This window comes from Acinetobacter boissieri (genome assembly GCF_900096955.1).
GTDB lineage: Bacteria > Pseudomonadota > Gammaproteobacteria > Pseudomonadales > Moraxellaceae > Acinetobacter > Acinetobacter boissieri.
In genome coordinates, this window is sequence record NZ_FMYL01000001.1 from 183,964 (window position 1) to 199,063 (window position 15,100).

10 protein-coding genes are annotated in these 15,100 nt (G+C 39.5%); 1 reads left to right on the plus strand and 9 read right to left on the minus strand.

Annotated elements, in window-relative coordinates; all coding sequences use genetic code 11:
* Window positions 1-12 precede the first annotated feature (12 nt).
* From gltB to pilM, 9 genes are all read right to left on the minus strand, one after another.
* A complete protein-coding gene (gltB, locus tag BLS38_RS00855; protein ID WP_171258512.1) occupies window positions 13-4,488 on the minus strand; it encodes a glutamate synthase large subunit in 4,476 nt (1,491 codons plus the stop codon).
* Between the two features lie 524 nt (window positions 4,489-5,012).
* Window positions 5,013-5,750: a hypothetical protein gene (locus BLS38_RS00860; protein WP_092746444.1), complete on the minus strand. Its 738-nt coding sequence runs from the start codon at window positions 5,748-5,750 to the stop codon at window positions 5,013-5,015.
* A gap of 9 nt (window positions 5,751-5,759) precedes the next feature.
* A complete protein-coding gene (gene aroB / locus BLS38_RS00865) occupies window positions 5,760-6,842 on the minus strand; it encodes a 3-dehydroquinate synthase (RefSeq protein ID WP_092746445.1) in 1,083 nt (360 codons plus the stop codon).
* Between the two features lie 25 nt (window positions 6,843-6,867).
* Window positions 6,868-7,425, minus strand: a complete 558-nt coding sequence (aroK, locus tag BLS38_RS00870; RefSeq protein ID WP_425283442.1) for a shikimate kinase AroK — start codon at window positions 7,423-7,425, stop codon at window positions 6,868-6,870.
* 33 nt (window positions 7,426-7,458) lie between these two features.
* On the minus strand, window positions 7,459-9,498 hold the full coding sequence (locus tag BLS38_RS00875) for a type IV pilus secretin PilQ (protein WP_244518100.1): 2,040 nt from the start codon (window positions 9,496-9,498) through the stop codon (window positions 7,459-7,461).
* A gap of 51 nt (window positions 9,499-9,549) precedes the next feature.
* Window positions 9,550-10,071 (minus strand): pilus assembly protein PilP, encoded by a 522-nt coding sequence (locus BLS38_RS00880; protein ID WP_092746448.1) that lies wholly within the window; start codon window positions 10,069-10,071, stop codon window positions 9,550-9,552.
* Window positions 10,072-10,077: 6 nt separating this feature from the next.
* Window positions 10,078-10,773, minus strand: a complete 696-nt coding sequence (locus tag BLS38_RS00885) for a type IV pilus inner membrane component PilO (RefSeq protein ID WP_092746449.1) — start codon at window positions 10,771-10,773, stop codon at window positions 10,078-10,080.
* Between the two features lies 1 nt (window position 10,774).
* Window positions 10,775-11,395 carry a PilN domain-containing protein gene (locus tag BLS38_RS00890; RefSeq protein ID WP_092746450.1) on the minus strand — a complete coding sequence of 207 codons (621 nt, stop codon included), beginning with the start codon at window positions 11,393-11,395 and terminating at the stop codon, window positions 10,775-10,777.
* Window positions 11,395-12,456 (minus strand): type IV pilus assembly protein PilM, encoded by a 1,062-nt coding sequence (pilM, locus tag BLS38_RS00895; RefSeq protein ID WP_092746451.1) that lies wholly within the window; start codon window positions 12,454-12,456, stop codon window positions 11,395-11,397. The genes BLS38_RS00890 and pilM overlap by 1 nt, the downstream gene beginning before the upstream one ends.
* Before the next feature lie 151 nt (window positions 12,457-12,607).
* Here pilM and BLS38_RS00900 point away from each other — a divergent pair, with 151 nt between their 5' ends.
* Entirely contained in the window at window positions 12,608-15,100 is a 2,493-nt protein-coding gene (locus BLS38_RS00900; protein ID WP_092746452.1) for a penicillin-binding protein 1A, read from the plus strand.

Consider the following 15,100-nt stretch of genomic DNA (forward strand, 5'->3'; position numbering starts at 1 on the left):
TCAAGATTCAATTTACTGTGGGTCGGCTTGTGTTGCTTTTAACAACGTGAGTAAGTTTGCAGCTTTGGGTTTAACCAACCAAAATTTTCGGCTATAAAAGTCAAACTCATGGCGAATCTTATATGCCCACGCACTTCCTGTTTCTTTAATGTGTTCGTCTAAAATACGTAACAAATTGGCTTGATGCTCTTCCATTGACTCAGTCGAAATACGTGTTAAGTCAATTAACTCATGATTATAACGGTCAACAAAATCATTTTCCAAATCCAGTACGTAAGCAAAACCACCTGTCATGCCCGCACCAAAGTTATAGCCTACTTTGCCTAGAATAGTCACGACACCACCGGTCATATATTCACAACAGTGGTCGCCTGCACCCTCAATTACGGCAAATGCACCTGAGTTACGTACTGCAAAACGCTCGCCGGCAGTACCTGCAGCATAGACTTTACCACCCGTTGCACCGTACAAACAGGTATTACCAATAATAGCTGTGGTTTGGGTTTGGAATGGCGAGCCTTTTGGTGGGAAGATCGACAGTTTACCACCTGCCATACCCTTACCGACGTAATCGTTGGCATCACCTTCTAAACGAATATGTAAACCGCCTGCATTCCATACGCCAAGTGATTGCCCTGCTGTGCCATGAAGATTCATGACAACAGGATAACTTTCCATGCCCAAGTTACCATGACGACTCGCAATTTCACCAGAAATTCTTGCACCAATCGAACGGTCACAGTTACCTACTTTAAAGTGGAACTCACCACCTGTAGCCGATTCAATCGCTGGCTTCATTTCTTCGACCATTCTTTCAGCCAATAGGCCTTGGTCAAATGGTGGATTACCTTGTTGTACGCAGTATTGCGCTTTGCCTTCTGCTGAAGGGTGTGACTGTAACAGTGGACTCAAGTCAATATGACGATGCTTATCTGTTTCACCCGGTAACATTTCTAGTAAATCTACACGACCAATGAGGTCTTTTAGCTGACTCACACCCAGTGCGGCCAACCACTCTCTCGTTTCTTCTGCAATAAATTTGAAGAAGTTAATGAGCATTTCTGGCTCACCAATGTAATGATCTTTACGCAAATGATCTTGCTGTGTCGCAACACCAGTTGCACAGTTATTCAAGTGACAAATTCGTAAGTATTTACAGCCTAAAGCGATCATTGGTGTTGAACCAAAACCAAAACTTTCAGCCCCTAGAATCGCTGCTTTTACTACATCTAAGCCTGTTTTTAGACCACCATCGGTTTGTACACGCACCTTGCCACGTAAGTCATTCACACGTAACGCTTGATGTGCTTCAGCCAACCCTAATTCCCACGGCGACCCTGCATGGTGAATAGACGATAATGGTGATGCAGCCGTACCACCATCATACCCAGAAATGGTAATAAAATCGGCATAAGCTTTGGCCACACCTGCAGCAATGGTCCCAACACCCGGCTCAGAAACTAACTTTACCGATACCATAGCTTTTGGATTGACTTGTTTTAAGTCAAAAATAAGCTGTGATAAATCTTCAATCGAATAAATATCATGGTGTGGTGGTGGTGAAATGAGCGTCACACCCGGTACTGCATAACGTAAGCGAGCAATCAATGGATTCACTTTACCACCCGGTAACTGACCACCTTCACCTGGTTTTGCCCCTTGTGCGACTTTAATTTGCAGGACTTCAGCAGACATGAGGTATTCCGGTGTGACACCAAAACGGCCAGATGCAATTTGCTTGATTTTTGAATTACGAATCGTACCGTAACGTGCGGGATCTTCACCACCCTCACCAGAGTTTGAACGCCCACCCATGGTGTTCATGGCTGTTGCAATGGCTTCGTGTGCTTCGGGTGACAATGCACCAATTGACATACCCGCAGAGTCAAAACGAGGTAAAATTTGACTAATATCTTCTACGTCATTAATTGAAATTGGATGATCAGTTTTTACTTTAAGTAAATCACGAATCGTTGCGATTGGACGGCTATTCACAAGCTCAGCATACGCTTTAAAGTCTTGGTAATCTCCTGAACGTACTGCTTGATGCAACGTGTTAATCACATCTGGGTTAAACGCATGATATTCCTTGCCAAATACAAATTTCAGTAGTCCCCCTTGGTCAATTGGTTTACGGGTTTTCCATGCCAATTCTGCCAAGATTTTTTGGTCATTTTCTAAATCAACAAAGGTCGCACCTTGTATACGGCTTGGTACACCAAGGAAGCACAGATCAACCACTTCATTGGCCAAACCAACGGCTTCAAACAACTGCCCACCACGATAAGATGCAACAGTTGAGATTCCCATTTTAGATAAAACTTTGAGTAAGCCTTTATCTATTCCTTTACGGAAATTATTTTGTGCTTGAAGTGGATCACCCAATAATTCGCCTTTCGCCACAAGATCATTAATTACATCATATGCAAGATATGGGTAAATTGCAGTTGCGCCAAAACCTAAAATGACAGCAATTTGATGCGGATCACGTGCGATTCCCGTTTCTACAATAATATTAGCATCTGTACGTAAACCAACTTTAATTAAGTGGTGGTGTATCGCACCTGTCACCATTGCCGCATTGGCTGGCAAATAGCCTGTGCGAATTTTTTTATCTGAAATAATCAGTAATGTTTTACCATCACGAATCGCTTGTGCTGACTCTTCACAAATACGTTGAATGGCTGCTTTTAAACCTTCTGAGATATCATAATTTAAATCTATTTCAGCAGCTTCATAACCTTTACGACCAATCGTTCTGAGCTGGTGCATTTTTGAATTAGATAAAACAGGGCTCGCAATAATTAAACGATCTGCATGCTCTGGCCCTTGCTCAAAAACGTTTTGCTCACGCCCTAAACAAGTTTCAAGTGACATCACAATTGACTCACGTAATGGGTCAATCGGTGGATTGGTCACTTGAGCAAATTGTTGTCTAAAATAGTCAGTCACATGGCGTACTTGTTTTGAAAGTACAGCCATTGGGGTATCGTCACCCATTGAACCAACTGCTTCTTGGCCATTTTCAGCGATTGGGCACAAGACTTGGTCACGCTCTTCAAACGTCACCATAAACATTTTTTGTGCCGTCTTAAGCTGTTCACCGCTTAGACCTTTATCAATCAAATGTTCTTCAAGCTGCGGACTTGCTTGTAAACGTACAGCATTTTCACGTAACCATTGGCGGTACGGACGCATACGTTTCAGGTGGTTGCTTACATCTTCAGTTTCAAGAAGTTTACCTGTAAAGGTATCCACCACTAAAATTTGACCCGGACCAACACGACCTTTAGATACCACATCTTCAGGCTTATATCCCCAGACACCAATTTCAGATGCAAGTGTAATGTAGTCATTTTTAGTAATGACCCAACGTGCAGGACGCAAACCATTACGGTCTAGCATACAAATCGCATGACGACCATCTTGAATTACTAAGCCAGCAGGGCCGTCCCATGCTTCCATATGCTTAGAGTTAAACTCATAAAATGCGCGTAAGTCCGCATCCAAGTTTTCAACATTTTGCCATGCAGGTGGTACAAGCATGCGTAAAGCACGGAACAAGTCCATACCACCGCCAATCAAAATCTCAAGCATATTATCTAGGCTTGATGAGTCAGAACCTGTACGGTTCACAATCGGATCTAGTTCAGATAACCCTGGAAGTAGTGGATTTTCAAATTTTGGTGTACGTGCACTGGCCCAATTGCGGTTTGCAGTAATGGTATTAATTTCACCATTGTGTGCTAAATAGCGAAAGGGTTGCGCAAGAGGCCAACGTGGCAATGTGTTGGTCGAAAAACGTTGGTGAAATACAGCAATATGTGATTTTAAATCTTCATTGGCTAAATCTGTGTAGAAATCAGCAATCGCTGCAGGCATCATTAAGCCTTTATAACTAATGACTGTAGAACACAATGTCGTGACGTAAAAATCACTATCTGAACGTAATAATTGTTCTGCTCTGCGACGTGCCAAAAAGAGCTTACGATTAAACTCTGGCTCAGTCACACCCATTGGGCAATTCACAAATATTTGTTCAAAACGTGGCAGTGACTGTAATGCAATTTCACCTAGAACATCTAAATTAATAGGGACTTCACGCCAACCAATAACACGTAAACCTTCTTCTTCAACTTCTTTAGTAAGAATATGGCGTGCATGCTGTGCAATCGTTTCATCTAAACTTAAAAATACTGAACCCACAGCAAAGATTTCACTCAGGGTAATATCACTAATTTTTTTGGCTTCACTACGGAAAAAGTCTTTTGGCATGGCCAAAAGTAGACCACATCCGTCACCTGTTTTACCATCTGCGGCAATACCACCACGATGTGTCATACAGCTTAAACTATGTATTGCTGTTTTTACTAAGTCATGACTTTCGTTGCCTTTCATATGGGCAATTAAACCAAAACCACAATTATCCTTGAACTCATCAGGTTGATATAAACCTTGAGCGGGGGCTACAGTGTTTAGCGATGGCATATGCATAGCGGACCCTTCTATCAATTCGCTCTAAAGAGCAACACACTTAAGAAATTTTTTTTGCGACTTTTATCGGCAGCTTGTGGCTTGTGAGAACACACGTGGGCTAAATTTTAAAGCTCGTTCAAATAGCATATCTTGTTTTGTACGACTGCCCATACATAAAATTGCAAGAATGTATGTAGTGAATCGTCATCATCATAAAAAACAATCGCAAGCTCTTTGGCTTCAATTTGGACCACAGATCACCAAATTGAAGCTTTTCGCACCATTATAAGCAATATATATGCCAAACATTAAATTAATTATTTTAAAATAAATATCAAATACTTAAAACATATAAGAATGAGTTTAACTATTTAAAAGTTGCACAAATATGGTGCCAAAAAAATTAACAATGATTTTTAGATACAAAAAATGCATGTCTTTTTATAAAAAATTTTAAGCACAAAATCATGACTGAGTGCGACTAAAGTTGTACCCATTATTAGGTTTTTCAATTTTTTTACAGTGCAGTTTTAATTTTAATGTTCACTTAAAGGCATGGTTTTTTGCGTACTTGCTTCATTCGTTTCTGTTGTAGATGAGATATCTGGTACAGGGTTAAGCACAGGTAACACGACTTTAGGTAATGGCGCACTGGTCAAGCGTACATCATATAGCTTGCTTACTTCTGTACCCTCATCTGCCCCCATATCGTTGACATAAGGTGCATAATTTGCAACCTTTTCAACACTGGGTTTAATTGAGGTGGGTAATTTTAAATTGAGTCGAGACAATACAGCTTTCGCCTCTTGTTCTCCATCATAAATACCATATAAAAGTACATAACGTTCAGGTTGATTTTGGTTAGTAAGCCGAATATAAATAAAATCTTTACGGTCTACTCTTTGCTGTAAGAAGTTTTTAATAATGTCTTCTTTACCAATTTGTACAATTTGAATACTGTATCGATTACGATAGTCAACAATAAATTTTGTGCCTCTAAACTCAGGCTCATGCAAACCCGATGTAACAACACGGGTTGTTTGCTGTAATGGCCTTACTTGATCAGTCAGTACACCTAAGTTGGGTACTGCTGCAACCTGTTCTACCTGAAATGTAGGATACACAATCTCTGTATCATCATGGTCTTTTTCAACATGTACGGGAGGCTGAGCCAATGACATGATGAGTAAAGCCCCCGCTAGACACACGCCACCAACAATAAACAATGACCACGGTTTTAAACGAGATTTTGTAGTAGCGTGAGGACTAGACATATATGCACTCTATTGTTCTAAATGATTGAGTATGGCTTGCTTCATCATATTTATGTCAAAGCGATTTGTAATAAATGCTTCACCAATACTTTTAAGTAAAATTAAACGTATTGAACCATTCAGTACTTTTTTATCATGTGACATATAATTTAAAAAGTCATCTATTGGAATATTTGGGCATCGAATAGGTAATTTAGCACGCTGAAAAATGTGTTTAACTCGCTCTACGTCTTCAGCTGAGATAAGCCCCATTTGACACGATAAATCTGCAGCCATGACCATACCCACAGCGATCGCCTCTCCATGTAACCATGTACCATAACCTAAATATGATTCAATCGCATGACCAAATGTGTGACCTAAATTTAAAAGTGCCCTTTCTCCATGTTCTTTTTCATCGTTGGCCACAATACGTGCTTTATGTGCACAAGAACGGTATACCGCTTCTGCTAACTTTTCTTCATCACCTGCAACAAGCTCATCTATATTACTTTCTAGCCAGATTAAAAAGTCGATATCACCAAGGAGTGCATACTTAATAATTTCAGCAAGACCTGCAGACAACTCGCGTAAAGGTAGTGTTTTTAACTGTGCCATATCTGCAAAAACAATATTGGGTTGCTTAAATGCACCAATCATATTTTTGCCTAAAGGATGATTGATTCCCGTTTTCCCACCTACGCTTGAGTCAACTTGTGACAATAATGTTGTAGGTACTTGAATAAAATCAACACCTCTTTGAAAACTCGCTGCTGCAAAACCTGCCATATCACCAATGACACCACCACCTAGAGCAAGTACTGTACAGTCTCTATTAAACCCTTCTCTAAGCAGTGCATCAAAGATTAGATTTAGACATTCAATATTTTTATATCGTTCACCATCTGGCAAAATACAAGTCGCCGTCGTCTTACCTAAATGTTGCAATGCATCCTCATAGGTTTTTGCATATAATGGAGCAACGGTATCATTGGTGACGATCATCACTTGTTTATTCGGCAAATATGGCGATAACAGTGTTGCAATATCAAGTTGACTACCAATATAGATAGGATAGCGACGTTCACCAAGTTCAACGTATAGTGTTTGCATCATTTCAACCAATTACTGTTCATTATTAAATCTGTGGGTTTTCAAGAATATTACTCAAAATTTGGTAAGCTAAATCTCGAGCAGCTCCATTATGGGTATCAACAATATAATGAGCAACTTCTTTGTATAAGGGGTCTCTTACTTTCAAGAGTTCTTGTAGCTTTTTTTCAGGATATTCTACTTGCAGAAGTGGGCGATTTTTGTCTCTATATGTTCTTTGCAACTGTATTTCAACAGGTGCAAATAAATAGATAACAATACCTCTTGTTCTCAACACATGGCGGTTATCTTGCTGGGTGATCGCACCACCACCTGTTGCCAAAACTAAATTACCTAGTTGTGTGAGTTCTTCTAAAATCTGTTTTTCTCGTTGGCGGAAGCCAGTTTCACCTTCTTTTTCGAAAATCCACGGAATCGATGCCCCTGTTTTCTCTTCAATTTCATGATCACTATCTACAAACTCACGCCCCAAAATTTCGGCAAGGTGACGCCCAACTGTGGTTTTTCCAGCGCCCATAGGCCCTACCAAATAGATATTTGGTAGGGTGTCAATTGCTTGTTTTGGCAAGGTGCTACCTATTATTTTCGATCTATACTACTTATATTAATGATTTCTTTAAAATGTGTCATTAATAATTCGTGGTGTAATGAAAATCAGTAGCTCTCGCTTAGTATCTGACTTGGTATTATTTTTAAATAAATGACCCACACCAGGTAAATCGCCTAACAATGGTACTTTATTCGTTTGATTAATCGAGGTATTTTCATATAAACCACCTAACACAACGGTTTCACCATCTGAAACGAGTACATTGGTTTTCAATTCATTGGTATCTATGGCATAACCTGCAGTCGTTAATACACCAAGTGAATCTTTCGAAATATTCAGTTTCATTTGTATTTTTCCATCTGGAGTAATACCCGGCGTCACTTTAAGTTCGAGCACAGCGTCTTGAAAGGTCACCGTAGTACCATTATTACCGCTAGTCGTTGCAAATGGTATTTTTTGCCCAGAGCGAATCGTTGCTTCTTGATTATCACCGGTCATCACTTTTGGCGTAGATAAAATTTCACTTTGCCCATCACTTTGTGATGCAGCTAATTTTAAATCAAGCATATTACTGCCTAAACGGAGTAACCCTAAAGACAGTGAACCGTAATTTGTTGTCGTGCCTAAATCAACACCTGCTGAAATTGAGCGCGTAATTTTACCGTTATCCCAACCTGACGTAGATGTCTGTTGTGATAAGCTCCAATTCACCCCAAGCTCTTTACTAAAGTTTGTTTCAGTACGCACAATGCGTGCTTCTACCATTACCTGCCTAACCGCTGTATCAAGCTGTTTAAATAGCTTTCTCACTTCTTTAATTTTTTCAGGTGTATCTGTTAAAACAATGGTATTCGTTCGAGGATCAAGAACTGCTGAACCTCGTGGCGTCAATAAAGGATTATTTTCTTTTCGGTCTTGACCTTTATTCTTTAAATCAAATATTTCTTCGAGATCTTTGACTTTAATATAGTTTAATTGAATAAATTCAGTTTGTAGCTGGACATCTCTACTTTGTTGAGATTTCAGCTTAGCCTCATCCTCATCAGCTTTAATCATATCTACTGTAGGCATAACCCACACCACTTGACCAATTTGCTTTTTAGATAAGTTTTTCGCTTTTAAAATCAAATCTAGAGCCTGATCTGAAGGGACATCTTTGAGCCGTAAAGTAATATTTCCTTGTACATTATCGGCTGCAATAATATTTACCCCTGAAAAATCAGATAAAACCTGTAGTACACGTCTAATTTCTATGTCTTGAAAATCTAGAGATAATTTACGCCCTGTATATTTAGGCTCATTGAGTGATTTGTCTACAGTATTGTCTTTACGTGCCACATTAATAGTCAGCTTCTTTTCAGCTTGGTAGGCTTTATAATCGAAATTTCCTGTATTTTTAATTTCAATAATGCCATTAGCCCCATCATTAAAACTATCTACTGTACTAACAGGTGTTGCAAAATCATTAACATCCATACGTTGAACAAGATGCGTTGGAATTTTATTTCCAATCAAACGAATCACAACATAGTTGCTGCGTTGCTGAATATCAATGGGTGTGTGACCATCTAATAAGTCAATTACAATTTGACCGTCACCTTTTTCACTACGCTGAAATCCAATATTTGCAACACCTTGTGCCAAACGCTTAGCTAATGTTTGGGTAGGCGTTGTTGCTTGCATTGGTGTAGTTATTGGTGTGCTCGAACCTTTAGGTGTCACGCTTAATATATATGTTGAACCTTCAATACGAGAAGAAAATTGTGCATTTGATTTTAAGTCTAAACTTAAACGAGATTGTTGGTTTTGTGAAAGCAGTTCCACACGATCAAGTTGATTCGTATGTAATTTTGCAAGTTGTGCAGCAGTCACTTTTAGTTCCGTTTTAGGAAAGTCTAAAATAAGCTTTGGTGTTTGCCCAACTTGATATGCTTTAGGGTCTATGGGTGCACCATCAAATACAATACGAACTTCACTGTTTTGGTTGCCTTGATCAGTTGCAGTCACACTTGTGATTGCAAGTGCTTGCGCCAATTGCACCGCAGATAAACTACTACTAAAAAGAATCACCCCCATCAGGAGTCGATACATTCTTGAATACTTCATTCGTTTATTCCCCACAATATTTCATTCTGTCTAATACGTTTCTCTAACTCGCTAAGCATTTTGGCCAACCAAAACTAACGTTCTTGGTCGCTCTACATAGCCACCTTGACCATCAGATACAATTTCAATTAACTGGATTCGCTCTGGTGTTAATGTCACAACACGTCCTTGATTCAAGCCCATATAGCTACCGACACTAATACGATAAACCTGCTTATCTGGTGCTTGGATTAAAGCAGACATTTTGCCACTGTCTTGTAATACACCTCGCATAAGTAAAGACTCTAGCGGATATAATTCAAGAGGCTGTGCAACATGTGCAGGGTTTGGTGATACTTTTTTACCAGCACGTACCTTCAGCTCAGTGAATAAAGAACTTTGTAAAAAAGGGCTTCTCAAGCCTTGAGCTGCATATTCAAATTGTGGCACTTTATCGAACACGGGGGCAGCTGGTAATGGTAACGGTGGCTGTTGCTGTATATGACTCATCTCAGCTTCGACATAATCAACCCTGGAATCACAACCCGAAATCAACAATACAGTCATAGCACAGTACATTAAGCGATGGTTCATTTTGAATTAGCCTCCCGCCTTTTGGTTTGTCATGGGTTGTACATCACCTAAATAGCGATACGTTTTTGCTTTGATCACGTAATTTAGTTCAGGTACATCAACTTTACCATTTTTGCTTTCAACTGCCGTAATAGAGAAATCACCCACTGTGACAATACGTGAAAGTACAGCCAAATCGCTCACAAACCGAGCAAAAGAATGGTAGTCACCTGTGGCTTCAATAGTGATGGGCTGTTCAACAAAAAAGGCTTGGCTCATCTCACCTTCTAAACGAATATTTTTGAGTTTTAACCCAGCTTTTAAACCTGTCGTGTTAATATCTTCAACAAGTCCCGCAATCTCAGATTCTTTAGGTAATTGCTGCAATTGCTGCTCAAAACCTGCTCGCATGGTTGTCAATTGTTTTTTATAATTTTGTGAGTTACGTAATTTAGACTCTTTTTGCTGATACTCATTCAGCAAGTTGGCTTCTTGCGCCCGTGCTGAAGATGTATCTTCTATAACAGAAACAATGAATACAAAATAGCCTAAAATTCCAATAAAGATGACAATAAAGATCCAACTGGTCACCTTTACAACTACAGGCCAAGCACCATAGTTATTCGCATCTAGTGATCTAAACTGGTCGAAAAAACCTTGTATTGAGCGTTTTTTCTTGGTTGCTTTATCATCAAAATCAACTAAAAAATCTTGATCAGCCATTTTATTGCCCCCCTTGTTGCGTGTTTGCAGAAATTGGCTGTGCAATACTTCCAATGTTTGCAGTCACAACAAAGCTTCCATATCGCTCTTCAGCTCTAGGTAAAATTGATGTTTGTATATTTGTTGAAATATCTTTATCGTTCGTAATAAATGAGCTCATAAAAACATTACGAAACCATACTGAACCACCCATCTTACGAATCAACTCTGCAACAGTATTTGGGTTATCTGCTCTACCTTCAATGACAAGCGATTCACCTGTACGAGTGAAACGTGTCAAATAAACTTGTGGCGGAATCACGCGAACCAATTCATCTACAAGCCGCACAGAAACGGGACGTTGAGCCTGTAAGTTTTGAATAAGCCCCATACGGTCAACAATGGCTTGTCTTTGTTCTTGCAAGCCATTTAAAGACTTTAACTGTGCATCAATTTGCTCATTTTTTGCTAAAATAAGCTGGTTTGCTTGTTCTTGATCTGTTCTTTGCTGATTTAAGAAAAACCAAGTGACCGCAACAAGACTTAACCCCAAACATGCCATAAGTACAGATACTAAAATAAATGTTTTTTTCTTTTGCTCACGGACTTCATCACGCCAAGGCAGTAGATTTATTTTTGACATCAATCGAAACTCCGAAGGGCTACACCTAATGCAAGCATTAATGCAGGGGCATCTTGTTCAAACTGTTGTACGTTTACTTGAGGAGAAAACGCCATATTTAAAAAGGGATAAGCTATAGTCACTCGATAGCTCAACTCTGCTTGTAAGTATTGTGCTAGACCATTTAAATTCGCAACACCACCTGCCAATAAAATATGGTCTATTTTATGGTAAGAAGAACTTGAGAAAAATAATTGTAAAGCTCTTGTTGTTTGATCCAGAATAGCTTCTTTAAATGGCGTTAAAATTGCAGTTTCATAATCAGCATACATACTGTGATCAGAAATTAAAGCCGTTGCATCTGCATCAGACAAACCACCATAATGGTACTGTGCATCTAAAATAAGTTGCTTCCCACCCAACATTTGTTCTTTGGTGTATACAACACGCCCTTCACTTAATACCGTAAAATTTGTTGTTGTATGCCCTACATCAAGCACTGCAACCAACTTCGCAGACACAGGCAAATTGCTCGAAAATATAGAAAATGCACGCTCTAAAACCAAATTTTCTACATCTGCAATCTTAGGTGTTAGTCCTGCATACGTCAGTGCGTCTGTCATTGAGTCTATATATTCAGTTCGAGTAGCAACTAAGCGAACATACACTTGATCTGGCTGCTGTTTGTTTGTACCCAGAATCTCGAAATCTAGACTCACCTCATCTAAAGGGAAGGGAATATACTGTTCTGCATCTAAACGAATTTGTATTTCTCTCTCTTCATCGCTCATCTCTTTATCCATTTCTAAGGTTTTATAAATAACCTGTGCATTAGGTAAAGAAAAAGCAACTAAATCAGCCGCAGGATTTCCCACATCAACGGCTTCTTGTAAAGCATCCGATAAGGCTTCAGCATCTATCACATTATTGTCGACAAGCACGCCTTCTGCCAAAGCAACCTTGGCATAACTTTCAACCTTATAACGCCCACCTTTTTGTGAGAGTTCCAACAATTTTACAGAGGAGCAACCAATATCTACTCCCACTAACCCCTTTTTTCGTTTACCATTCAGTTTAAGCACAACACTTCCTCATGATTTCTATGAGAGTAATAACTTTTGACGATACACTACTTTCAATATGATTTGCACAATAATCGTATATAATACGCCATAATATAATGACATAGATTATACTTTAATTTCGCCATCCCATTTTTTAACCATAGTTAATATGAAAAAAACTTCTTGTTCTGGTCGAATTTACCCATTTTTCCTGTTTATCTTGATGATTCTTGTCGCTATTCCGATGGGATTTTATGGCATGTACTTGTACATTGCACCATCACTACCAGACATGAGTACGATAAAAAAAGCACCTTTACTTAAACCCATTCAAATTTATACAGCAGACCATCAACTGATTGCAGAGTACGGCGGCAAACTGTCTATTCCCGTTGAATACAAACAAATTCCTCCTCAGTTCATTCATGCATTTTTAGCAGCAGAAGACTCCTCCTTCTTTGAACATAGCGGTATTAGCTTTAAAGGCTTAGGTCGCGCTGTCAGTGAAAGTATCACAGGTTCTGAGGTACAAACTGGCGGTTCAACCATCACCATGCAAGTGGCTAAAAACTACTACTTAAGCCCTGAGCGTACCCTAAAACGTAAACTTACAGAAGTCTTTCTTGCTCGCAAGTTAGAAGAGAACCTCACAAAACAAGAAATTTTAATGCTGTACGTCAACAAAATTTTCTTAGGCAAAAATGCTTATGGCATCGCAGCGGCTGCAAAAATCTACTATAACAAAGACCGCTTAGATCAACTTAGCATTGCACAAATGGCCATGATTGCAGGCCTACCTAAAGCACCATCAAAATACAATCCAGTTGCCAATCCAGACAGAGCACTTGAACGTAGAAATTGGATTTTAGGTCGAATGTTACAATTAGGCTATATTAGCTCACAAGAATATCAGAAATCTGTGACAGAATCGTTAAATTTAGATATGCAAGATAGAGGAATTAGTACTCAATTTCCATATGTCGGTGAAATGGTTCGAGCAGAAATTGTAAATAAGTTTGGAGAACAAGCAGTTGACTCTGGTTTTAAAATTTATACAACAATTAATAGCCAACGTCAAAAATATGCTGAAGAAGCCGTACAAGAAGGCCTTGAAGACTACGATCGCCGTCATGGCTGGCGTGGTGCTGAAGCAAATGATAAACCCTTAAATCAGTTTTTCCCCATTGCAGATGCCTACCCTGCTAAAGTGACTAAAGTTTTAAACAGCACATTTGAAGCAGAGTTTAAAGATGGCAAGACAGTCACCATACCTTGGTCAAATATGGCATGGGCACACCCATATAAAAATGCCAATAGCGTTGGGACAATGCCAACGCGCGCAAACCAAATTGTAAAGCTGAATGATATTGTACGTTTAAGACAAAGTCGCGATAAAAGTACATGGCTTTTAGTCCAAATACCAAAAGTCCAAGGACAGCTAATTGCCCTAAATCCTAATAATGGTGCAATTGAGGCCGTCGTTGGTGGTTACAACTATTACCAATCTACATTTAATCGTGCTTTACAAGGCTGGCGTCAACCTGGCTCTACCATTAAACCCTTCATTTATGCATTGGCTTTAGAGCGTGGTATGACCCCGTACAGTATGGTCGATGATGCGCCAATTACCATTGGGAAATGGTCCCCTAAGAACTCCGATGGACGTTATTTAGGGCTTATCCCTTTACGTAGAGCCTTATATTTATCGCGTAATACTGTTTCTGTACGTTTACTCCAAAGTGTTGGTGTAGAACATGCCCGTCAATTACTCATGGATTTTGGACTACAAGAAAACCAAATTCCTCGAAATTTCACCATTGCGCTAGGTACACCTCAAGTATTGCCCATACAAATGGCAACAGGATATGCAACTTTTGCCAATGGTGGATACCGTATAGAACCCTATTTTATCGGTCATATTGAAGATGCTTATGGTAAAACCATTTATCAAGCAAATCCTGAATATGCTTGTATTTCCTGTATAAATACAGCCTCTACTACACCATCAGATGTACAAGGCACCAGTGATGATGCTGCATTTAAACAAAGTACAACAACTGTAGAACAACCGATTTCAAAACGTAGTGATTACCGACAAGCTCAACGTATTATCAAACCGGAATCTGCCTTTGATATGGCAAACATTTTACGCGACGTTATTCAAGTCGGTACTGGTCGTGCAGCACTTGCGATTGGGCGTGATGACATTGGCGGAAAGACAGGAACAACAAATGATGCCAGAGATGCATGGTTCTCTGGTTTTAATGGCAAACTGGTGGCTGTTGCTTGGGTTGGGTTTGACCAACCAACAACTTTAGGACGACGCGAGTATGGTGGTGTTGCTGCTCTGCCTATTTGGTCAGGATTTATGAAAAATGCCTTAGCCGGTACACCTTATGCATGGATTAATGTAGACAGTAATAATTTACTCCAGCCACCGAGTAAAGATAAAAACAATGGACGTACTTTGCCACCAAGTGCAAAACCACTCTACAGACCTGTGACTATTCAAACCACACAAAACAGCAGTGACTTTAGTGACTTACCTCAAAATGATACAGACCATGCAGACACTCCCCCTGTGCAACCAAGTACACCAAATACAGGTAAGCGTCCAAGCAATGGGGATGATATTGAGAATTTAATTAATCAAGTGCAATAA